The 20,370-nt window shown below is 57.2% G+C and carries 22 protein-coding genes, 1 tRNA gene and 1 pseudogene; 1 reads left to right on the plus strand and 23 read right to left on the minus strand.

Annotation, left to right across the window (positions count from 1 at the left end; all coding sequences use genetic code 11):
- Positions 1–99 precede the first annotated feature (99 nt).
- The 6 genes and pseudogenes from BLU11_RS14370 to BLU11_RS14400 form a co-directional block, all read right to left on the minus strand.
- Positions 100–762 (minus strand): transglycosylase SLT domain-containing protein, encoded by a 663-nt coding sequence (locus BLU11_RS14370; RefSeq protein WP_090274519.1) that lies wholly within the window; start codon positions 760–762, stop codon positions 100–102.
- A gap of 5 nt (positions 763–767) precedes the next feature.
- Complete coding sequence (locus tag BLU11_RS14375; RefSeq protein WP_090274521.1) at positions 768–1,499, minus strand: TIGR03759 family integrating conjugative element protein; 732 nt, start codon at positions 1,497–1,499, stop codon at positions 768–770.
- Between the two features lie 8 nt (positions 1,500–1,507).
- Positions 1,508–2,134, minus strand: a complete 627-nt coding sequence (locus BLU11_RS14380; RefSeq protein ID WP_090274523.1) for a hypothetical protein — start codon at positions 2,132–2,134, stop codon at positions 1,508–1,510.
- Positions 2,131–2,688: a PFGI-1 class ICE element type IV pilus protein PilL2 gene (gene pilL2 / locus BLU11_RS14385; protein WP_090274525.1), complete on the minus strand. Its 558-nt coding sequence runs from the start codon at positions 2,686–2,688 to the stop codon at positions 2,131–2,133. The genes BLU11_RS14380 and pilL2 overlap by 4 nt, the downstream gene beginning before the upstream one ends.
- Before the next feature lie 726 nt (positions 2,689–3,414).
- Positions 3,415–4,069 (minus strand): annotated as a pseudogene (locus BLU11_RS14395) (transposase); the annotation flags it as partial.
- Positions 4,070–4,106: 37 nt separating this feature from the next.
- Positions 4,107–5,003, minus strand: coding sequence for a cation transporter (locus BLU11_RS14400; protein WP_074779399.1), 897 nt, complete (start codon positions 5,001–5,003; stop codon positions 4,107–4,109).
- Positions 5,004–5,099: 96 nt separating this feature from the next.
- Between BLU11_RS14400 and cadR the strand changes: the two genes are divergently transcribed.
- The gene (gene cadR / locus BLU11_RS14405) at positions 5,100–5,528 is read left to right on the plus strand and encodes a Cd(II)/Pb(II)-responsive transcriptional regulator (protein WP_090274527.1); all 429 of its coding nucleotides are present in this window, start codon (positions 5,100–5,102) and stop codon (positions 5,526–5,528) included.
- Between the two features lie 56 nt (positions 5,529–5,584).
- Here cadR and BLU11_RS14410 read toward each other — a convergent pair whose 3' ends face one another.
- From BLU11_RS14410 to BLU11_RS14485, 17 genes are all read right to left on the minus strand, one after another.
- Complete coding sequence (locus BLU11_RS14410) at positions 5,585–5,887, minus strand: hypothetical protein (RefSeq protein ID WP_090274529.1); 303 nt, start codon at positions 5,885–5,887, stop codon at positions 5,585–5,587.
- A gap of 73 nt (positions 5,888–5,960) precedes the next feature.
- Positions 5,961–7,964 carry a type I DNA topoisomerase gene (topA, locus tag BLU11_RS14415; RefSeq protein ID WP_090274531.1) on the minus strand — a complete coding sequence of 668 codons (2,004 nt, stop codon included), beginning with the start codon at positions 7,962–7,964 and terminating at the stop codon, positions 5,961–5,963.
- Between the two features lie 76 nt (positions 7,965–8,040).
- A complete protein-coding gene (locus BLU11_RS14420) occupies positions 8,041–8,628 on the minus strand; it encodes a hypothetical protein (protein WP_157718687.1) in 588 nt (195 codons plus the stop codon).
- A 91-nt stretch (positions 8,629–8,719) separates the two neighbouring features.
- Positions 8,720–9,199 (minus strand): single-stranded DNA-binding protein, encoded by a 480-nt coding sequence (locus BLU11_RS14425; protein WP_090274535.1) that lies wholly within the window; start codon positions 9,197–9,199, stop codon positions 8,720–8,722.
- Positions 9,200–9,324: 125 nt separating this feature from the next.
- On the minus strand, positions 9,325–9,690 hold the full coding sequence (locus BLU11_RS14430) for a DUF3158 family protein (RefSeq protein WP_231702211.1): 366 nt from the start codon (positions 9,688–9,690) through the stop codon (positions 9,325–9,327).
- Between the two features lie 104 nt (positions 9,691–9,794).
- Complete coding sequence (locus BLU11_RS19310; RefSeq protein ID WP_157718688.1) at positions 9,795–10,154, minus strand: hypothetical protein; 360 nt, start codon at positions 10,152–10,154, stop codon at positions 9,795–9,797.
- A gap of 24 nt (positions 10,155–10,178) precedes the next feature.
- Positions 10,179–10,964: a PFL_4669 family integrating conjugative element protein gene (locus BLU11_RS14435; protein ID WP_090274539.1), complete on the minus strand. Its 786-nt coding sequence runs from the start codon at positions 10,962–10,964 to the stop codon at positions 10,179–10,181.
- 118 nt (positions 10,965–11,082) lie between these two features.
- The gene (locus BLU11_RS14440) at positions 11,083–12,324 is read right to left on the minus strand and encodes an STY4528 family pathogenicity island replication protein (RefSeq protein ID WP_090274541.1); all 1,242 of its coding nucleotides are present in this window, start codon (positions 12,322–12,324) and stop codon (positions 11,083–11,085) included.
- Positions 12,312–12,917, minus strand: coding sequence for a DUF2857 domain-containing protein (locus BLU11_RS14445; protein ID WP_090274542.1), 606 nt, complete (start codon positions 12,915–12,917; stop codon positions 12,312–12,314). The genes BLU11_RS14440 and BLU11_RS14445 overlap by 13 nt, the downstream gene beginning before the upstream one ends.
- A gap of 1 nt (position 12,918) precedes the next feature.
- Positions 12,919–14,835, minus strand: a complete 1,917-nt coding sequence (locus BLU11_RS14450) for a ParB family protein (protein ID WP_157718689.1) — start codon at positions 14,833–14,835, stop codon at positions 12,919–12,921.
- Entirely contained in the window at positions 14,822–15,064 is a 243-nt protein-coding gene (locus tag BLU11_RS14455) for a type II toxin-antitoxin system HicA family toxin (RefSeq protein ID WP_090274546.1), read from the minus strand. The genes BLU11_RS14450 and BLU11_RS14455 overlap by 14 nt, the downstream gene beginning before the upstream one ends.
- Complete coding sequence (locus BLU11_RS14460; protein WP_090274549.1) at positions 15,061–15,771, minus strand: hypothetical protein; 711 nt, start codon at positions 15,769–15,771, stop codon at positions 15,061–15,063. The genes BLU11_RS14455 and BLU11_RS14460 overlap by 4 nt, the downstream gene beginning before the upstream one ends.
- A 1-nt stretch (position 15,772) precedes the next feature.
- Entirely contained in the window at positions 15,773–17,143 is a 1,371-nt protein-coding gene (dnaB, locus tag BLU11_RS14465; RefSeq protein ID WP_090274551.1) for a replicative DNA helicase, read from the minus strand.
- On the minus strand, positions 17,130–17,990 hold the full coding sequence (locus BLU11_RS14470; RefSeq protein ID WP_090274553.1) for a ParA family protein: 861 nt from the start codon (positions 17,988–17,990) through the stop codon (positions 17,130–17,132). The genes dnaB and BLU11_RS14470 overlap by 14 nt, the downstream gene beginning before the upstream one ends.
- A 64-nt stretch (positions 17,991–18,054) precedes the next feature.
- Positions 18,055–18,130: transfer RNA gene (locus BLU11_RS14475), tRNA-Thr, on the minus strand.
- A 316-nt stretch (positions 18,131–18,446) separates the two neighbouring features.
- On the minus strand, positions 18,447–19,694 hold the full coding sequence (locus BLU11_RS14480) for a methyltransferase (RefSeq protein ID WP_090274556.1): 1,248 nt from the start codon (positions 19,692–19,694) through the stop codon (positions 18,447–18,449).
- Entirely contained in the window at positions 19,675–20,352 is a 678-nt protein-coding gene (locus tag BLU11_RS14485) for an ABC transporter permease (RefSeq protein ID WP_090276529.1), read from the minus strand. Before BLU11_RS14485 ends, BLU11_RS14480 begins: the two co-directional genes overlap by 20 nt.
- Between the last annotated feature and the right edge of the window lie 18 nt (positions 20,353–20,370).

Consider the following 20,370-nt stretch of genomic DNA (forward strand, 5'->3'; position numbering starts at 1 on the left):
TGATTTCCCGGAGCCGCTAGCGTTATCTGCGACCAGCCCATTGCCGCCACCAGACTGCCTGCAGCAAGCGGCCAAACTGTTCGGCTCATGAAAAACATATCAACCTCCGGGAGTAATCCAGACCATATGCACCGGCTCAATCCAGGAGACGGGCGCTGGCTTGAGTGGCTGGGGGTGAGGGGAGCGCGAACGACCAGCAGGGCGGTGAACTGAAGCAATGACGGGAGTGTCCATGCGCGCGGCAACCAGCGCTGTATAGCGTCTGGCAGCATCCCCGCCAGCGGGTCGGTGATAGCGACCAGCGGCGGTCAGCCAGTCGCCGGTAGTATCAAAGTGTGCGCGCAAGATAGCTGCTGCAGCGTCTATATTCTGGGCCGGATCCAGTGCAGTGCAAGGGTCAGCAAAGCGTCCTGTGAGGCCGAACAGCTCCGGGTTCCAGCGAACATTCAGCTGGGCCATTCCCACATCTACCAGCGAGGTCTGCACCAGCGCCTCATTCAGTGCAATGCACGCCTGGTCGCGGGTATCGTAATACTGACCCTGCCCGGCAACGTTCAGCGTCCAGGGCCAAGGCTTGTGCTGACCCTGGTACGCTCGGCCCGACTCAGTGCGAGCCATTGCATGGAGAATCACTGCCGGCACGCCATGCCGCTCTCCGACCGATTCAAACAGGCCAGGAGCTACGGGCTGGGCTGCCAGATCCGTCACCACAGAACCTATCAACAAGGCTATTGCCATGACTTCTGTATTAGGCATGCGCATGCGGGTCACCGCCGCAAGCGAACAAGAGGCAGAGTCTGGCCAGCACCTAAGCCTGCACCATGGTTAAGCGTGATGGCACCGCTGGTAACCCGCTCAGTCGGTATTCCCAAGTCAGAAGCCCAGCGCCTGATCTTGCCGTCATCGCCGTCACTGTCTGTGACCCAGACATTCAGTGCACGGCCTTCAGCCACCAGCTCCATAACCGTATTGCCGCAGGCATCACAACCAGACAGTGCGACCACCACATCATGACGTGCCGGCGCTGTGAGCAGGCCCAAAAGCCCCGGGTCGGCCCTTCCTGACACGGGCGGCTGCATCGAGAAGGTAGCAATCCGAGGCTTGTCGCCTGCAATACGCGCTATGGCCTCATCATAAGACTGCTGGTAGGCAAGTTCGCGCTCGATACGCTCATACTCGAACCGGGCCTGCAGCTCTGCATAGCGCCGCCGCTCTTGCTCTGTCCGGGCTTCAACACCCAATGCAGTAAGCGGATCCAGGCCAGGCGACAGAATACCCCGCCGCCCCGCCATCAATGCTTCGTATCGATCCCATTCCAATGCCGAAAGGCCCCACTCGCTGGCCCTGACCTCGCTGCGTTCCGTTTGACTTTCGACCTGCTCGGACTGATCAATCATCAGCGCTTGCTGGCTGGTATGTGCCTCTTGCGCATTAGTCTGTAACGCCATGCAGGCGGTCAGCAGGGCTGCACAATATTGGGCCTTCAACAGGTTGATCATGAACCCTCCTATTGGACTGCCAGCTCAACCACGCCGCTGCCAGAAATAAATTCCGCAGACCGGTCTCCCACGCGGGAAACCCGCCACCCGGCAAAGGACTCACCCACCTCCAACAACCGGACCTGATTCAGTGCCTGTGCACCCTGCGACGCCACAGCCACAAAATGACGCCCGCCACGAAGCTCTATGCCTGTCACATCGAATGAGGGTGCGACCGGTTTGATTGTTGGCACTGAACTGGCTGGCTGGACGCTGCGTCGTACCGGCCTGGATTGAGCGGCCTGTATCTTGTTGATTTGAACCGTCATGCGCGCTACGTCCTCTTTCAAGCCACTGAGCACTGCATCCTGCATCCCTTGCAACGCACCCAGCTCGGCCACCAGCTCCTGCAGAGCCGTCACCTGGTCAACGACGTCGTTATGCTGGCCTCGATATTCCATTGCCAGCTTTCGCAGACTGTTATTTGCCACAACCAGACGTTGATCAATGCCGTCTCTGGCATCCAGCAGTCGAGTTTCCATTTCATCCAGGCGTTCCTGGTGCTCAGCCAGCCGGGACAGCAGCATGTCTGTTTCCGAATCTGAACAAGCGCCCAGCGTCAGTACCAGGCACGCCAGCATCGCTCTACGGATCATGGTTGGCCTCCAGTTTGCTCCAGCCGGGCGACCCGCAGGCTGAAGCACACTTCCCGAGTCACCGGCTCAACCAGCAATTGATAACTCGGTCCACTGAGCAGCTGAAGTGCAGCCTGCAGCGGCATGGGGCCTAACTCGTAGTGCGCCGCCGGCAATGGGCGGCTGAACAGGGTTTCTATGACCGGTTTTCCCGTCTCAGAACATAGCTGGTAACCGGACCTATCCAAGGTATGCGCAAGCCCATCACCGACGGTGGGATTGAGCCTTGTCGGTATCCTGACTTGGACCATTTGCTGCATCAGATTGCTTTGCCCTGCGTGGGCCGACGTGGACACAAGCGTGTATCGCCCTGTGCGCAGGACTTCTATCGACGTGGGCTTGAATTCGTCATCAAGCTCGGCGGTAACAGGCTGGTAATTGAGCAGTTCAAGTTGCTGCGAATCCGGATATTGCTCTGCCAGGTTGTGCTCAACCGGCTGCTGCACGCAACCGCTCAGGGCACCTGTGGCGCTCACAACAGCAAGCAAAAGAACATGCGGCAAGCGATAAGACATGATGGGTGCTCTCCTGGTGAGTCGTTGCGGAGGCACAATGCTGGAAGTCGTACAGGACAGCGACGGAGAATGTTAATTGGGTTCAGGTGTTTTTCTGCGAACCCGGCTGGCCTTCCTCGATTGTTGGTCGCGCCACACTCAATGATTCAACGTTGACCGACCGCGGATGCTGTCTGATAATGAAGGCTAACCCCGCTGGCTACTGACGGTTTCAGTAGCGCCCTTTGAGTCCGTGTGGCTCATTGCCCTATAAGTGCCTGCGACTGGTGAAAAGGCACGGCTCAACGTCCAAAACGTCCACGGTGTTGCTACCAGAGCCCAGTCTCCCTGTACGTCGCCCTCTTGGTCGAGGGCCTCATTTTTTGCTTGAGATTGGCCAATCATGGTGCTTCTTCGAGGCAACATGATTGGCCAATCTTCAGATCGCCTTACCCCGGCAGTGCCCACTGCTTGAACCCTGGGCTCCCTTTGTGCGGGAATCGTGCATACATACTACCGGGACACGCTGCAGTCAGACTCGGGTACGACACGACGCATGGCTTGCCGGACATGCATGGCGTATAGCAGCTTTCATACTCATGCTACCTGGCCCATAGCCTCCCATTACGCTCAAACTGCTTTCACAAAGAAAACAACGCCAGCATTGAAATCGCTGGCGTTTTTTATTTGGGTATACGGATTTAATGGTTGATGGGGCACCTTCACCCCATCAATCTGATACCACCCTCAAATGGTTGATAGATCGACCCCGTAGTTGAGTTTCTCTGCAAAGTCCGGCAGTCCGTAACCGATGGTTTTCTTGTAGAAAGGAGAGTCTTTCGTAGTCGGTGCCTTCTTCTTGTGCTTCGTGGTGTAGAGCATTCGTGCCCGCATCACCTCGAAGGAGTAACCGCGCCCTTCACGGTTCTTATCCTTGGCCAGTCGGCTGATGGACTCCGTGTAAGCGTTGGTGACGGGTATGTCCGTCTCGAAGTAGGTCATGATCTCTTCGCGCCAGTTTTCCCACTGCCCTGACCAGATCGCTCCAGACTTTCTTTTGGCCCTTCCGGATGGTGGCTATCCACTCGTCCAGGGCGGCTTCTGCCTGGAGCCGTGTGGTGTTATCCCAGATGCCGTAGAAGCACTCCTTGTGCTCGTAGGTGGCCAGCAGTTGCGGAAACGCGCCTGTCCAGGTCTCCATGATGAGGCGCTCCCGGTCTGAGACTTCGTGAGCGCGTTTCAACAGGATTTCCCGGTCTCCCTTGAGAGTTCGGCTCTGGGACGGTTTCAGCTCCTTTCTGAGGCCCTTGCGCACCCTTTCTATCGCATCGTTGGCCATGCGCAACTTATCGACCACGATACGGGTTTGGGGCAGCACAGCCTTGACCGCTGCCTGGTAGGGCATACGGCGAGAGCTTTTTGCCAATAATGAGCATTATTTAACCCTTCAACGCCAGAATGCGTCTGGCACCGTTAAGTACAATGACCCCCGCGATGGTGCCGATAATCAGATCCGGATAATTGGACCCGGTCCACGCGATCAGGGCGCCGGCGGTGATGACCCCCAGGTTGATCACCACGTCGTTGGCCGAAAATATCCAGCTAGCCTTCATATGAGCTCCGCCCCCTCGATGTTTGGATACCATCAGTAGACAGGCGGTATTGGCAATCAATGCGACGAATGCGATGGCTATCATCACCAGCGATTCAGGCTCACTACCGAATACAAAGCGCCTCACGACCTCTACGAGTACGCCAACAGCCAAAACCAGTTGGACCACACCAGCAACGTGCGCAACACGGACCTGCCTTTTCACGCTATGCCCAACCGCATAAAGAGCGAGTCCGTACACTGCCGCATCGGCAAAATTGTCCAGGGACTCTGCAATGAGGCCAGTTGACTGAGCCATCAGACCGGCAGTAATTTCCACCACGAACAGAAGTGCATTGATGCCGAGCAACCAGCGCAGGGTCCCGGATTCTTGCTCAGCAGAAGCTGCCGAGAACTCGGCGGCCTTGATGGTCTCCGGATTTGCAGCAACGCTTTCCTGAAGCGCGGCTCCTAGCCCCAAGGTCTTCAGTTTCGATGTGACGGGCTCGACCTCGCCGTCATGCACGACCTTCAGCCGGCGGTTCGACAAGTCGAAGGACAGCGCTCGAATCTCCTCAAAGCCGCTCAGGGCTAGGCGAATCATTCGCTCTTCTGACGGACAGTCCATCTTCGGCACGGCATAAACGCTGACCCATCTCCCCGGCACTTCGGAGGAGGTCTGTATATCGGTATCCGCTGCGGACGTAGCATCACCGCCACGGGCGCCTCCACAGGATTTGCTCATGATACGACTCCACTTGAACAATGTTGTGGCACCATTTAAATCTATAAAGCTACTATAAGGTCAATAGAGTAAAGAATCCGTTGGGGGAGGAGGCTGATGCGTATTGGTCAGTTGGCGCAGTTGGTAGGGGTCGAAACACAGACGATCCGCTTCTATGAACAGCAGGGCTTGTTGCCGCCGCCTAGTCGGAAGGACAACGGTTACCGTGTCTATACCGAGAAGCATGGTGAGGGGCTGGCCTTCATCCGTCGCTGCAGAATCCTGGGCCTGTCACTGGCTGAGATTCACAAACTACAGAGCTATCAGGACGACCCTCATCAGCCTTGCACCGCCGTCAACGCCTTGCTCGATGATCACATCTCTCATGTGCGGTCGCAGATAACCGCTCTGCAGGCGCTTGAGAAACAACTTGTTTCACTGAGAGCGAGTTGCAACGATGACCGGGAAATTGAGGCGTGTGGGGTTCTTGCTGGAATTAGCGAAGGAAACACGCATCCAGCAGTAGGTGAAACATCAACCATTTAATCCGCTTACCCTTATATTTATGGGCGTACGGCCATGGGTTGAAGCTCTGCACAATCTCAACCCTGTATGTTCTGTCGTTTTTCTTTAATTTGGAAAGACAAGTAGTGCTTACTTTCCACTCCTTTCAGCCATCTAGCGCAGGGCGCGTTGGTGATCAGCAGAGGGAATTCCTTTTCCTTTCCTCTGATAAGGGTTTTTACCTCGCGGAGTGTTACGAAATTCAGTTTGATCCCCATCTTGTCCAAGTGCGCCAATGTCGGGCGTGTCCACTGGGTCGATTTGCCGGCTAGAAGGTTTTCAGTGAACCGTTGCAGCCACTCCAGTGCCGACCGCTCTTGCTGTGTTAATCGCATAGTCATCACATCTGTCCTCTATGTTTGCTGCCCCCAGACGCAAAAACGCTTTATGCATGCGTAACAACCCATCAGTTGATTAACCGGTGTTGGGGATACCGTTAGCATTTTCAAACGACGCCTTGCACTTCGGAAACCCACTGCAGGCCCAGAAGTCATAAGCCCCTTTCCTGCCCGTCCCAATTCGATGCAGCAAGGGCTTGGTGCATTTCGGACAGGCATGCGCGCTCGGTTCCGGCTGCGGGGTGCGTGCTCTGGCTTTGCCCGGTTTGCCCTTGGCATCCGGCAGTGCGGTTTTGCACTCCGGATAGCCCGAACAGCCCCAGAAGAAGCCTTTGCTACCCTTGCGACGCCGTAGCCCTGAGCCGCATTGCGGACAGGCATGCTCGGCTGCAGGCAAATTAATCTGATTCTGCCGCAGACCTCCCAGCTCCTTGTCCAGCAGTGCCCAGGTCTGACTGATAACCTGGTCATAGGTCATACGTCCCTCGGCGATCAGATCCAGCTGGTCCTCCAGCTCGCGGGTGAAATCCAGATTAGCAAAGGCAAAGGTGCCAACCAGCGCATCCCGGATGAGCTCGCCGGTCGGTGAAGGCGACAGAAAGCCCTTGTTGTCCTCCAGCAGATAACCCCGACCGGTGATGTTCTCTAGAATGGCCGCATAGGTACTTGGCCGCCCAATGCCCTGTCGCTCCAGCTCCGCTACCAGAGTGGATTGCTTGAAACGCACCGGTGGTTTGGTCACCTTATCCAGGACCCGCGCATCCACCGCCTGAATATTCTGCCCCACGTCCAGCCGCGGTATCGGATTGACCGGTTCGACCTGCGCGCCGTCCTCCGGATCATCCTGCCCATAGACCCGCATCCAGCCGGGATCGACCAGCTTGCGGCCACGACCGATAAAGCGCACCGGCAAGCCCTCAGCATCCCCGGTCAACAAAACCTTGCGCACCGCATAGCGCGCATCGGCCAGCTGCGAGGCAACCGCCCGCCGCCAGATCAGCTCATAGAGTGCCTGCTGGCTCGCATCCTCACCCGCCTGCAAAGCCGCGACATCCGCAGGCCGGATTGCTTCATGCCCCTCCTGCGCGCCCTCCTTGGCTTTCCAACTGCGTTGTTTCTCGGCCAGCTGCAAGCCCGCCGACAAGGCATACGCTCGAATCGCCTCGATGCCCGCAGCGTCCAGATTGGGGTTGTCGGTACGGTGGTAGGTAATGGCGCCCTGCTCATACAGCTTCTGCGCCAGATCCATCACCCGCTTGGGCTTCATCTTCAACCGTTTGCCGGCCTCCTGCTGCAGCGTGGAGGTGGTGAAGGGCGCGGCGGGTGCGCGGTTGGCGTAGGCATTCTCGAACCGTGCCACCTGCACATCCCGCACCTGCGCCACCCGCTCGGCCAGAGTCCGGTCGAGCAGATAGTCTTCACCCTTGAGCAGATGCGGGCGGGTATCCCATTGAGCCCGCCAGAGCGCTTTGGGGTTATCCGGCCAGTGACCGGCAATCGGCAGCAGCAGCTCCACGCCGAAATGGGTGACCGCCTTGAAGTTGGCAATCTCCCGCTCCCGATCCACCACCAGCCGCACCGCAGGAGATTGCACCCGGCCAGCCGATAGCGCGTGACCGGCGCTATTGGACAACGCCGGGCTGACCTTGTAACCCACCAGCCGATCCAGCACCCGCCGCGCCTCCTGAGCCCGCACCCGGTCATGATCGATAGCCCGCACCTGCGACAGCGCCTCGCGGATCTTGTCTTTGGTGATGGCAGTAAAGGTGATGCGCTTGGGCTGTTTCAACCGCAGGGCATCGGCCAGGTGCCAGGCAATGGCTTCGCCTTCACGGTCCGGGTCAGTGGCCAGAATCACCTGCTCAGCGGCCGCCACCTCCTTGCGCAGCTTGGCCAGCACGCCCTTGCCTCGGTCGGTCGGCACATAGGTAGGCTTGAAACTGGCCGGATCCACGCCCAGCTCCCGCCCGGGCAGATCGCGAACATGCCCGACACTGGCAACCACCCTGTAGCCGCGCCCGAGGATCGAGCTGATTTTCTTGATCTTGCCTGGCGACTCCACGATCACCAAGGTCGTCATATGTCTCGCCCCCAGGGCCGCTCAATGGATTCCATAAATCAATAGCTACACGGCTGGATCGTTTAATGCTTGGCTGTCAGCGCAGAGCATCATTTGCTACACGTTCGACACGCTGCATCACGTCCGGCACGCTCGGCCCATCATTGCGGCCATACACGCTATAGGTAAGCAGTACGTCCGCTCCGCTTTTGCCTTTGCTTACCCGGGTAGTCAGGCTTCCATCGAGATAGACACGTGTCATCGAGTATGTGGTGCCTGGAATCGCGCTGAATGTGTAGCCACCACCGTTGAACATCATACCTCCCGCCATGGTGCCGTGCTGAGCCACAGCCTCTTGTGGTGTCAGGTAGCCAAACGCATTCTTGAGCAGCGCCGCTGCCGTATCCACATCTCCGGAGTAACTCATGCGTAACTCGTCCCGTTCACTCACACCAGGAAGGGTGGACATGCCTGCATCCACTCCCGATGTGCTGGATGCCACTGGCCGAGAGCTATCCATGGCTCCTGCAGGCAGCGTCTCCGGGTCATAGTTAACCGGCTCCCCGGTCATTGGGTTATTCATGCAGCTTAGGCATTTTCCCTGATAGAAGACGTGTTGATCATTCGCACACCCAACCAGAATGAACGCCGCAAGGCCAGCAGTCAGCAAGGTAGTGATCTTCATGTTTTTTCTCGTTGTCATGGTGAGGGCATACCCAACAAGAGGGCTGATAGGAACCTTACTCCCTTGCGCAAGCCCATTCCGGAACAAGGTCTCATTCAGACGTCAGACAGGTACTCTCATTATCCTCGAACGAGCCTTCTGGTACATCTGCCCCAGGTGGCTCTGATGGCTGCACGGTCTGATCAGGCACGCTCGCCTTCTGGGCCATGACCACCTCGTCAATCCGATACGGCAAGATACCAACGGATCGCGCGCGTACTTTCATTGCAGACCGCTCTTCGTTGTTAACGCCGGTCCATTGGTCGCGGATCATTCGGCCCGCCACCATCACGCGCATACCTCGTTGATAGAGCTGTGACCACTGCTCACAGGTATCAGCATCACGGGAGATCTCAACCGGTGCCCAGAAACCGCCTCGATCTTCAAAGTTGCCTTCGCCAACCGCAACCGGATTATCAAAAAAGACATTCAAGCGCAGAATGCCTCTGGGTGGTGCGTTGTCACTGGTGGGGAATACCTTGACCTGTGGGTCAGACCCAATATTACCTTCACCTTCGAAATGTGTACTCATGAGAAGCGCTCCACTTCTTGCTATTGTGAGTACACACTGCCGCAGACAGATCGAGCTTGAAACGCTGAATCAGATTTCAGACTGACAGGTATTCTGCGACAGCCTGCCCCTGCCTAAGTGAACACCTATCCCAGTCGGTTTGTGAGCTCATCAATATGTTCCAGCGATTGCAATGTTGCTCGTAACCTACGCATGGTAGCGTTCACTGTGCCTGCCTGGTTATTGATCAAGCAGCGCTCCACCTCAATATCGTATAACGTCCGGCGTTCTCCCCCCGACTGCACCTGATTGAAAACCTGGTCAAACTGCGCCATACCCATCGACCGGCTACCGACACCTCTCCAGCGCACCATCGGAACTCGATCACCTCGTTTGGATTCGGTGTGAGGGGTAAGGACAATCCGGTGAGTCTTCAGAAATGAATTGTGCTGTTGTGAAAAATCATGAGCCGCCTGCTCCAGGTGTCGTGCGTAGATCTCGATCTCAGCCATGTATTTCAGCAGCCCCCCCTTACCCTTAAAAGGGAAAAGGCCCTTTACCCTTTGGTAACAAGTTCGTGGCAAGTCGCAGCGGTTTGGTGGTAGACGCTCAACGGTCACAGTGGGGTTCTTCCGCATACCACCTCGACTCCTCTTGACCCTGTTGGCACTGCCAACACTCCGTGACTAAAACCCTCGATCCAGTCATCCAGTGTTGGCACTGCCAACACTCCGTGACCAGAACCCTCGATCCAGTCATCCAGTGTTGGCACTGCCAACACTCCGTGACCAGAACCCTCGATCCAGTCATCCAGTGTTGGCACTGCCAACACTCCGTGACCAGAACCCTCGATCCAGTCATCCAGTGTTGGCACTGCCAACACTCCGTGACCAAAACCCTCGATCCAGTCATCCGTTGATGGCACTGCCATCACTTCGTGACTAAAACCTTCGATCCAGTCATCCGTTGATGGCACTGCCATCACAATGAGCGAACAGGCCTAATCCTCATCAGCACCCAACGGATCACCTCCTGCTATAGGTTCTGGCTTGGTTGCCTGGTCTACCAAGTGCTTCAGGTTGTCTTCATCCGGATCTTCATGAGTGTTTTTATCGGCAACACCATCACGCTGTCGAAGGGGTGGTGCGTAAGGGCTTCGGCGAATGGCGCTGAGTACATCTGGAGCAAGTTCGCCATATTTCGCTACTGCATCACGGGCACGGGCATTGCCTGCTGCAAAATCATCACGGGTAGCACCGCTCAGCCCCGGGTATCGCTGCGGAGCAGAACAGAGTCCGCGAATGGCATTTGCGCTGATACGCAGCGCCTCATGAGCATCGCTTCTCACGATCATGGCGATATGCTGGGCAAGCAGAATGTTGCGTACTATTCGGTCATAGCGAATCAGCTGATGGATTCCCTGCCATCCCTGTTGTCCACCCGGGTACACGCCCGTGCGAAACGGCTTCTGTGAGATGTTCTCAGCGATGGACAGCTCTTCAGGAACCGAAGCCAGCAGTGCTTCGGACTTTGCATACATGGGGTCCAGGATGTTTTTGACGTCATGCAATTTGGCGTCGATGCGCAACATCCAGTCGTCTGAATAGGGGTCATCTGTGGCGGCGTTCTGCTGAATGCGGCCTACCAGAGCCAGGAACTGACGCATGCCGATAATCTGGGGTTTACCGGACTCAACGCCTCGTCCCCACCAGGTCCGCGTTGCGTGGTAAGTATGCAGTGTCAGCTCTATTTTGCTGCGCAGCGCTCCAACATCTATATCAGCCATGGCATCCCGCTCCTCAACAGTTCATCTGTGGTCAGGAACTCTGCGCATCTGGCTGGCTTCGGGACATAGATAATAAGAATCCCGGCGGGGATTGTTTCGGGCTTGTCTCGCTAGAAGATCAACGTCTCAGACCTAATGAGTCGAGCAATTTTTTTCTGCTCGCTGCGGCTTGCGCTTGCGTTAACTGGGTCGCTGGTTGGGATTGCCCATGCCCAGCCATCTCAGAACCACGTCGTGCTTCGGCCTCAAGCCCTGTCGCAACATCTTCGCCACAACGCATGTTGCGTATGCTTTCGGCGTAACGAGTGATAACGAACTCACCTTCCTGAGCGCTTTTTATCAGGGATCGCAACAGCCCCTTCGGTGTGCGAACTTTACCTGCCAGCATACGCCCCGCCGTTTCATCGAGCACAGCTTGAGCAACCTCAGAGCCGAGGCGTTGAAGAACGGCCAGGAGCTCTTGGCGCTCTTGCTGTGCTATCTGCAATTGCTCATGCCAGATCAATCCTGAATCCGCCTCGGTACCCGTACTTGTTTTTAAATAAATACCAGTACGTACTGGTACTGTATTCGCTTGGTTCTCAGTGCGAACTTGGCTAGAGCCACCGTAAATCATTGATTTTCGGCTTAGTTCTTTCTGCGAACTTGGGCGGTTCTCCGTTTGGCTGCTACTTGGTTCTCTCCCGAAACCCGTTATTACTGGGCAGTTCTCTGGCGGTAACTGCTGGTTCTTTCTGCCTTCCTTGGTGCTGCCACGCCGCTGATCACGCATTTCAACAAAGCGTTGGGCTCGCTGATTGAGGCGCGTTTGCTGCCCCCCGCTCTCCATCGCCGCATGAACTCGCTCGGCTACAAACCGGACTGCACTGTTGTTATGCGACAGGCACTGAACTACGAACGCGTTGTAATCTGAATCGAGTAATGCCGCCTCTTCAAAGCTCAACGGCTCATCATGCAATGCATAAACGTTGCCCATGATGCGCCCGGTTTCATGCCGTGCCTTGTGACATAAGCTCATCCAGCGGGTGAGCCTGAGCACGGCAATCACCCGCGCTACCGTCCCGCGTGATGCTGACGTTCCTGGTGAGGCTCGCAACAAGGGCTGCAACTGGTCGTATGTTGGAAAAGCGGTGCTGCGGTCAGCCTCGGTCATCAGCCGGATCATTTGCCAGCCCAGGACATCCACAGCACCAAGGTGCTCATCGAGTAGCAGCCCCCTGGGTACTGTTTCGTGGGGGTTTCCGAAAAACAGTAATCCATCCAGTTCGCCCGCATGGGAAGGCTTGCTGTCGGAGAATCTCTGGGTAATGGCGGACGTTGCACGCCCAACCAATACCTGCCAGTCATCTATCGAGCGCATGCCTTTCTCCCATCAGCCAGCTGAAGCTTGCTGCGAGAGCTGGAGCTGACCGTTTGCGCCCAGTTCTTTACCAGTTGCCAGACCACGCCCAAGGGTATGCAGGTTTCCTCACACAGCACGATCATGCCCTGTATGTCATCAGCTGCATCGGGTGCGGTGGGAGCGGCGCTGATATCTTGCCAACGCCGAAAAGCATCATGCTCTTCTGTTTCCGGCGGCATAGCCACCCGTCCCTGACGGGATTCCAGTCCAAGTAGCGCGCGACGGGTCGAGCAATCGTTTCCGGTCAGCCCGAAAAACGAAGACATCATCAGAACAGACGCCCCCAGCTCCAGGCATCGATCAATGGTCTTCTCGCGATCCATGTCAGAACTGAGCCGTCGAAATACCCCGGCCAAAAGATCGTGATCGACTGAAAGTCGGCATACCACTGGATTGCTGGTGGCGAGCGCATCGATATCGGTCGCGCTAAGCCGACGCAGTTCGCGAAGCTCATCATCATTGAACCCGAGCGCTCGCGCTCTGCGCATATTGCCTTCGCGGACATAGGTAATGGCCTGACGAAGGATGGCTAATGTCACAACAGTATCCATATCAGCTATCTCCCCTGGTGGATTCCTGGGTGCGTAGAACACGGACCAGCCGGATCAGCCTGAACAGGCGAATCAGCACCTCATCCGGCAAGTGCTCGACATCATCTGTCGTGCCAAGCAAGCCACCAATCAGGCTGATATCGGATGGGTAAACCGGTTGTACTTCGCCAGATAGAGCCGCCAGCAACTGCCAGACTTTCTGTGCAATAGTGTCCTGTTCCAGATCCCCAGGCAGGGGCTGCAATTGATACCCCAGCCCCTCTTCCTGATTGAGCTGCAACGGAGCCGGGTACAGGTCGGTGTCTGCAAGCGGGAAGCCAGCCCACTGACCCAATGACTGGGCCAGGCGATAAATCACATACCGCAGTTTCTTCGGTGTCTGTACATGGGCGTCGACCCACCAGATGTCAGTAACAGGTGTCAGCGGTCCTGCCGACATCAGCGGTATGGACTGAACGGCAAAGTCCTGAAAGTCACCCGCCTGGCCTCCGTGCATGGCGGCAACTGCGTGACGCAGCTTCCGCTTGCCTTCCGTCTCATCAATCACCGACAACGTCAGACTGTTGATACGTTCTTCGTCCGTTCGCGGGTCGGCTTCTTCTTCCGCCTCCGGGATTGCTAGATCATCTGAATGCAACCCGGCAAGGCTGACCTGATCGGCTGCCTGCTCATGCTCAGTAGTGGGAAATACCGACTCTTCAGAGGCGACGGCGGCCTGCCTGCCTTCAAGGAGCTTGCGGTTCTGTGCCCGCAACGCATTAAGCTCCTGACGCAGATAGCTGTTCTCATCACCAAAGGTTGGCTGGTCATCGGTGGTGCGCGGTGGGCTTTGTGATGAGTCCGAAGGCTCGAATTCAAGTGGCTCGCTGGTATCAACCTCCTGCCGAGGCCTGCGCTCGCGCTTCGACGGCTCGTCCTCTTCACCCGGCAGAGGCGGGTGAAACTTCAGAGGGTGGGCTTCTGGATTACGAACCCGTTCCATTTCAACCTGCAGAGGTTGCCATATTTCCGGGTCATCAATGTCCTGCCGACGCTGACGATACTCAAGGACCCGCTTCAGACACCAGTCCAGGGTATGCAGATGCGCGCCGCTATGATCCTCAAGCATGCCGAGCAAGCGATCTTCCACTATCGACCAAGGCAGCTCCGTCTGCTCCTCATAGTCAAACTGCGATACGACGTCATGCCAGGCTACAGAGAAGTCAGCCTCCTGCCTGGAGTTACAGCGCTTCCATATCTCCAGACATGCCTCGCGATACGCAATCAGCTTCTTGATCTGCGGTTGTCCAATACCGCTTTTCAGCGTTGTCGGTAACGTCGGCCAGAAATGCTCTACGGTATAAAGCATCCGGCTTATATGGCTGTGGCTTACAGCGAAGCCCAGCTCGCTGAAGCGACGGGCCAGTTCGCGCTGGGAAAGCACCTCGCCTTCATGCTCCTCCAGCAATCGTTTCAGCTCTGCCACACCCAATGCCTTCTCGATCCAACTGAGATCCGCACGGTTTTCGTTCTCGGACAAGTGCCCAGCCAGCACCTGCTCCTCGGTTACCCACGGCCGGTAAACACACCAGAACCGATAAAATCGGTCGTCGCCGGTTTCCTCATAAAGCTCGTTGAGAATTGCCAGCCGGGTGTTTCCGCCGTCACTGATCATGAACTTGTCGTCACCGGGACGCTGGGTTATCGGTGGCGAATGCTTCAAGCCAACCTGGCGGATGGACTCCTTGATTTCATCGTATCGGGGGTTTCGTTCCGTTCGCGGGTTATGGTCGTACGGCCGCAGCTGGTCCAGCGTGACCTGCATGCCCATCTCGGCCAGCGGCGCAGTCATCTTGTCGACACGCTGGCTTCGTAGAGCAGGCCCCGGCTTCTGCAGCTGCGCCGTCATTTCAGCAATCGAAAGGCTACGCTTGCCCATGACTCCCTCCCGCCGCGCCGTGTTGGGTCCGGCGCAATTTTGCACGCGCATTTAATGCTGAGCGGGGGTCGCTGGGCGTGGATGAGGTGTAAACCGGCGGGTAGCCCGGCTTGGTGAAACGTATGTGACCGCCGCTGGTGCGGCTGACGGTCCAGCCAAGCCTGGATGCGTACTCGGCTAGATCCTGAAGGGGCTTCTTGAGCTTGCCAACTGTGCTGATACTGTTCATGCGCGCACCTCCCTGCCGCAGCTTTCCAGCGCATCAAGCCAGACATGTAGCACCGCGGCCCGTTGCTCTATAACGCGGGGCCGGGCCTCTGCGACTCTGGCACCAAGTGCATCGAGTACGGCCTGAACTTCGCAATCGTTATGGTCGTAGACGATGTAGTCTTGAATGCAGCGGGGAATATCTTTAGCCACCCTTTTCGCTTCATGCTGCAAAGTTTCTCCAATCGTTTTTCCTGGGGACGGAGCACGTCTCACCCTGGCGATCAGTTCGATGGAAAATTCTTCCGCTGAATTGAAACTGTTCAGTACCTTGAGTTCGTTCAGGATCAGCGCGACACGGATGACGTCAAGACACTCGGCAGTGGAGCCCGTCGGCAGCGTGAAAGCGTGCTGCGCCAGCCGAAAAGCCGTCTTTATCCGCGCATCCAGATCAGCCTGACATTGTTTCTCGGCTCGCTGCTTTTTCTCTTTTGCTGCGGCGACACGAACGTTCACTGAGTTGACTATCCCGGCAGCGCTGCGCAGTACCGCTTTTTCCTGCTCACTCAGGAACTCGCTCAAGACATTCGTGTTGGCGAGCTTGATCAACTCACCCTTGGCTGCGGTCAGCTTTGTTTGGACGGACCTGAGGTTCTGCGAACTAAGGAAGCGGGTATTGTCGATGACCTGCTGGGTCGTAATGGATTTCGATGTTGTTAGCCTAGCCATGTCAGTGCCCCTGCGACTGTTTGAACTCAAGGGAATCGAACCGGGTACAGCGGCCATTGAAGGCCAGCCGCACCACCCCGATAGGACCGTTGCGCTGTTTCCCAATAATGATTTCAGCCACGCCCTTATCAGGACTGTCGGTGTGATACACCTCGTCCCGGTACACAAACATGATTACGTCGGCGTCCTGTTCAATGGCACCCGAGTCGCGGAGGTCGGCGTTAGAGGGGCGCTTGTTGGGGCGCTGTTCAACCGATCTGTTGAGCTGCGATAGCGCGACCACCGGCACTTGCAGTTCCTTGGCCAGTGACTTCAGCGCCAGGCTGATTGACGCAATTTCGAGGTTGCGATTGTCTCGGCCAGGCTCCTGAAGCAATTGCAGATAATCCACCATGATGATGGAAGGCTGACCAAACCGCCGTGCCAACCGGCGTGCTCTGGCCTTCAATGCAGTAGCCGAGATACCTGCCTCATCTTCGATGATCAGACGATCATCCAGCGCCTTGATCTGCGCAGCCGCCAGGGTCAGTTTTGGCCAGTCCTCATCCTCGATATCACCATTGCGCAGCCGCTGAAGATCCACCCGGCCAATACTGGCGAGCAAGCGCATGATCAATTGCTCCCGGGGCATTTCCAGGCTGAAGAGGAAAGCGGGCTGGTCGCCCCTGGCACGCAGTGCATTCTCGACCAGGTTCAGCCCAAAGGTGGTCTTGCCCATGGAAGGTCTGCCCGCCACGATGATCAGATCAGAGGGCTGCAGCCCCGCTGTTTCCTTGTCCAGATCCGCGTAGCCTGTGGAAAGGCCCGTGACGCCTTCGTTGTTAAAGGCGGTGTCAATCTGATCAATCGTTCTGGCCAGCGTTTCCGAGACGGGGATATAGTCTTTGCCGCGAAGCTCGACCAGCGCACAGAGTCGCTTTTCCGCCTGCTGCACCAAGGCTTCGCCCTGTGCTCCGTCACTCAAAGCCTCGTGATTCAGATCTGCGCCGATGAGTGAAAGCTGCCTGAGCTGATAGCGATCCCGAACGATCTGCGCGTACACCCGGATATTGGCCACCGAGGGCGTATTTCTGGCCAGCTCACCCAGATAATCCAGGCCGAGAAAGTTTTTCTCCTCTTCCGAAAACTGGTCGGCTACCGTAACCACATCAAATGGCAGGCTTTTGGCACTCAGTGTCTGAATTGCTTTCCAGAGCACTCGGTGAGCAGGGACGTAAAAAGCGTCAGCACAGGTAACCAGCTCGCAGATATCGTCCCAAGCTTCGTTAGCGAGCATGACTCCACCCAATACCGCCTGCTCTGCCTCCACGGAGTGGGGTGGCAAGCGCCCAACATCCTGAGCGCCGGCAATCGCTTTCTTAATGGCAGACATGGGCGACACCCTCCTTGAGCTGAGGCTGCAGGATGGATATCCATGAGGGATTCAGCTCCATGGCCACGGCCCGTATCTGATCAGCGCCGGCAGGTGATTTGCGGCCTGCAGGTTTGACTGGCTCAAAACGGTGAATAGGCAGCCCAAGCGCTGCGGCCTGACGGAATGCTGTGAGGTGCCGAAGGTGGGCGGACATAACAGAAACCCGCTTGTTATTGCCGCCTTCAGGAAACATCTGCCGAAGACTCTCTGCTACGCCATTGGCATCCCGGGTTTCATCCAGCCTATTGATCAACAGCGACACCCGGGGAACAGTCAGGTTGGTGTACTGAGTGAGAGCTTCCAGCTCTTCGAGCATGCCCAATGTGCCGCGCACAAACTCTCTGGCAGACAGCAGCTCCGGCGTTATGGGTGACAAGGCCTGGTCGGATGCCAGGACTGCGGCTTCGAGGGTGATGGAACGGGCACCCTGGGTGTCCATGATGACCACGTCGTAGTCATTTTCGAACTGGCGTATGAGGTTGGATAACCGGAAGCGGCCATCCGGGGCAGACAGCAGCAGCTGCGGTAGGTGGGCGTTGTAGTCATTGGACACGATGATGTCCAGACCCTGGATCACCGTTCTGGATATCACTTGCTCCGGCCGGGTCTGGTTGAGCGCAATCAGCTCATAGATGCCGCCGGGGGCTTCGGTCTGGATCTGGTAATAGCTTGAGAGGGTGGGTTGGTTATCGAGGTCGATCAGAAGGACTCTGAGACCTGCATCAGCGAGGAGCCCGCCAAGATGCGCGCAGGTAGTGCTTTTTCCTACGCCGCCTTTCGTCGAAATAACAGTGTATGTGTGCATGTGACACGTACTCCATGGGGATGGATGGTGTACGTGGATCTGTCAGCTGCGAACACATTTAAGATGGTGCCGGCACCAAGAGTCGAACTCGGGACCTACTGATTACAAGTCAGTTGCTCTACCAACTGAGCTATACCGGCATGGGCTGGCATTATATAGAGATGGGCCGATCTGTAAAGAGTTGCACAGCGGGTGGGGCATAAATATTTTGAAAAAGGCGCTATTTCACTGCTTGGTCACTTGTGCATTGTTTCTCTTCCATCACTTGACATTAGCGGTATAACTCCTTGTTCCATCAAGGTTATCCACGCTGATCATTTTTTGTACCAAAGCCTGCAGGCCGCGCTGCACAAGGTTCCCGGGTGGTTACCAAGGGGTCATCAACATGTTTATGCACAGCGGCCGGGGATAACTGTGGACTACCGATATCTGTGGATAACTCTGTGTGCAACCGGTTTACAGCGTGGGGGCGATCTGTGTGCTCTTTTCGGCAACCAACAACAGATTGCGCGGGGTTAGCTGTTGTTCACAGAACTGTCCGAGGCGTACACGATAGCCTGCTTCCTGAAGATAGAGCGCGCGGTCCAGCAGCAACCAGACTTCCAGGGGACGGCGGAACAGTCCACGCACCAGCTCCAGATTGCGCACCTGCGCCAACCGCTGCCAGCCTTGCTGTTCGAGATCAGCCCAGCTGTCCGGCTCGCGCAACTGCAGCTGGTGGTGCGCGGCCAGATCCCGGCAGAAGCTGGCGATACCTTGGCGCAGCGCGCTTTCCGGGCGGGATGGCGTGGGCAGATAAGCATCTGTGCCGCGGGCGTCGCGCTGCCATAGATCAAAAGCCAGGCGCCAGGCCATGGACTGGTCACGCTGGCGACGTGTGCGCTGGCCGGCAGTGATGCTTTCCTGCATCGGCAGACTGAGGTCATCGCGGGTCAGTTGCAGCCTGGCCTTTCGGGCAGTTGCCGACAGCGGCTGGTAATCCGAGGTAGCTATGCGGTTGTAGCAGCAGGGCGAGATCGCTATCTGCGCGCAGCCATGGGCCGCGGCCTGCTGCAACAGGGTCATGTGCAATTGCCCACAGGCGTGCAAAGCAACCACGCTGTGCTGTGGTTGCAGGTAGCGCCAGGTGTCTTCGCTCAGTACATCGGCGTCCACATGCCGACTGCTTATCCCCACCTCAGTGCCGAGCACTTCCCCGGCGCGGTTGAGCGCCGCATCCCGTTCCAGACACAACAATGGCTGACCGCCCTGCCAAGCCAATAGTCGTCCAAGGTGCCCCTTGCCAGCGCACCAGTCCAGCCAGTGCTCAGCGGGCTGCTGCCATTGCCGGGCGGTGCTGGCGGCAAAGTGTGAGATCTGCTGCCACTTGCGCCCGGGAATGTGCCGCGTCAGTCTCTCTGGTAGCTCGCCCTGCCCTGCTTCACTCAGGTCCGGCAGGCACGTCAGCGCAATCGATTGCCGGGCCAGCCTGGCGAAGGGTTCAGGGGCGCCCAGCAGTTGAGGCTGGTTGTGTGCGGCTTCAGCCTGGTCCAGAGTGCGCGAGCGCAGCCAGACAGCCAACTCGGGCATGTCTGCTTCCCAGGGCAGCACCAGCGTGGTGAAGGGTTTGGCTCGCCAAAGCGCCTGATGCTCATGGAGCCAGGCGTCCAGCTGGCTGAAGCGGGCAGCGTAACCGACGCCGGCTTCAGCGATTGCGACTGGCATCCACTTTCAGCCAGCGTTCGACCAGCTTGAACAGCTGGGTGAACAACAGGGTGATCACCAGATAGATGAGACCGGCCATCAGGAAGAACATCTCGTATTGGTAGGTCCGCGCGTTCAGCGTGCGCACCACACCCATGATGTCCAGCAACGTGACGGTATACACCACCGCGCTGGCCTTGAGCATGAGGATGACCTCGTTGCCATAGGCCGGCAGACCGATACGTATGGCCCGCGGCAGAATGATGTGCTGCAGCGCTTGACGACGGGACATGCCCAGCGCCCGCGCCGCCTCGACTTCACCCGGAGGCACCGCCTGGATTGCGCCACGCAGGATCTCGGCGATATAGGCAGCAGTATGCAGGGTCATGGTGAGTAGCGCGCACCAATAGGGTTCGCGCAGGTAGGACCAGAACATGCTGTCACGCACGACTTCAAACTGAGACAGCCCGTAATAGACCAGGAACAGCTGCAGCAGCAAGGGTGTGCCGCGGAAGAAGAAGATATAGCTGTAGGGTACCGCGCGGATGTACCAGTGCTTCGAGGCGCGACCCAGCCCCAGCGGGATAGCGAAGAACAGCCCGGCCAGGACGGCAATGCCTACCAGCTGCAAGGTTACCAGGGTGCCATCCCAGAGCATTGGCGCCCAGCGTACGATCATTTCCCAGCGTTCGGCCCA

Source organism: Halopseudomonas litoralis, from assembly GCF_900105005.1.
Classification (GTDB): Bacteria; Pseudomonadota; Gammaproteobacteria; order Pseudomonadales; family Pseudomonadaceae; genus Halopseudomonas; species Halopseudomonas litoralis.

What these genes read in the sequence shown, in the direction of transcription:
- BLU11_RS14370 (WP_090274519.1), bottom strand. Translation starts at nt 762, where the DNA reads ATGCGCATGCCTAATACAGAAGTCATGGCAATAGCCTTGTTGATAGGT.
- BLU11_RS14375 (WP_090274521.1), bottom strand. Translation starts at nt 1,499, where the DNA reads ATGATCAACCTGTTGAAGGCCCAATATTGTGCAGCCCTGCTGACCGCC.
- BLU11_RS14380 (WP_090274523.1), bottom strand. Translation starts at nt 2,134, where the DNA reads ATGATCCGTAGAGCGATGCTGGCGTGCCTGGTACTGACGCTGGGCGCT.
- pilL2 (WP_090274525.1), bottom strand. Translation starts at nt 2,688, where the DNA reads ATGTCTTATCGCTTGCCGCATGTTCTTTTGCTTGCTGTTGTGAGCGCC.
- BLU11_RS14400 (WP_074779399.1), bottom strand. Translation starts at nt 5,003, where the DNA reads ATGAGCAAATCCTGTGGAGGCGCCCGTGGCGGTGATGCTACGTCCGCA.
- cadR (WP_090274527.1), top strand. Translation starts at nt 5,100, where the DNA reads ATGCGTATTGGTCAGTTGGCGCAGTTGGTAGGGGTCGAAACACAGACG.
- BLU11_RS14410 (WP_090274529.1), bottom strand. Translation starts at nt 5,887, where the DNA reads ATGACTATGCGATTAACACAGCAAGAGCGGTCGGCACTGGAGTGGCTG.
- topA (WP_090274531.1), bottom strand. Translation starts at nt 7,964, where the DNA reads ATGACGACCTTGGTGATCGTGGAGTCGCCAGGCAAGATCAAGAAAATC.
- BLU11_RS14420 (WP_157718687.1), bottom strand. Translation starts at nt 8,628, where the DNA reads ATGAAGATCACTACCTTGCTGACTGCTGGCCTTGCGGCGTTCATTCTG.
- BLU11_RS14425 (WP_090274535.1), bottom strand. Translation starts at nt 9,199, where the DNA reads ATGAGTACACATTTCGAAGGTGAAGGTAATATTGGGTCTGACCCACAG.
- BLU11_RS14430 (WP_231702211.1), bottom strand. Translation starts at nt 9,690, where the DNA reads ATGGCTGAGATCGAGATCTACGCACGACACCTGGAGCAGGCGGCTCAT.
- BLU11_RS14435 (WP_090274539.1), bottom strand. Translation starts at nt 10,964, where the DNA reads ATGGCTGATATAGATGTTGGAGCGCTGCGCAGCAAAATAGAGCTGACA.
- BLU11_RS14440 (WP_090274541.1), bottom strand. Translation starts at nt 12,324, where the DNA reads ATGCGCTCGATAGATGACTGGCAGGTATTGGTTGGGCGTGCAACGTCC.
- BLU11_RS14445 (WP_090274542.1), bottom strand. Translation starts at nt 12,917, where the DNA reads ATGGATACTGTTGTGACATTAGCCATCCTTCGTCAGGCCATTACCTAT.
- BLU11_RS14450 (WP_157718689.1), bottom strand. Translation starts at nt 14,835, where the DNA reads ATGGGCAAGCGTAGCCTTTCGATTGCTGAAATGACGGCGCAGCTGCAG.
- BLU11_RS14455 (WP_090274546.1), bottom strand. Translation starts at nt 15,064, where the DNA reads ATGAACAGTATCAGCACAGTTGGCAAGCTCAAGAAGCCCCTTCAGGAT.
- BLU11_RS14460 (WP_090274549.1), bottom strand. Translation starts at nt 15,771, where the DNA reads ATGGCTAGGCTAACAACATCGAAATCCATTACGACCCAGCAGGTCATC.
- dnaB (WP_090274551.1), bottom strand. Translation starts at nt 17,143, where the DNA reads ATGTCTGCCATTAAGAAAGCGATTGCCGGCGCTCAGGATGTTGGGCGC.
- BLU11_RS14470 (WP_090274553.1), bottom strand. Translation starts at nt 17,990, where the DNA reads ATGCACACATACACTGTTATTTCGACGAAAGGCGGCGTAGGAAAAAGC.
- BLU11_RS14480 (WP_090274556.1), bottom strand. Translation starts at nt 19,694, where the DNA reads ATGCCAGTCGCAATCGCTGAAGCCGGCGTCGGTTACGCTGCCCGCTTC.
- BLU11_RS14485 (WP_090276529.1), bottom strand. Translation starts at nt 20,352, where the DNA reads ATGATCGTACGCTGGGCGCCAATGCTCTGGGATGGCACCCTGGTAACC.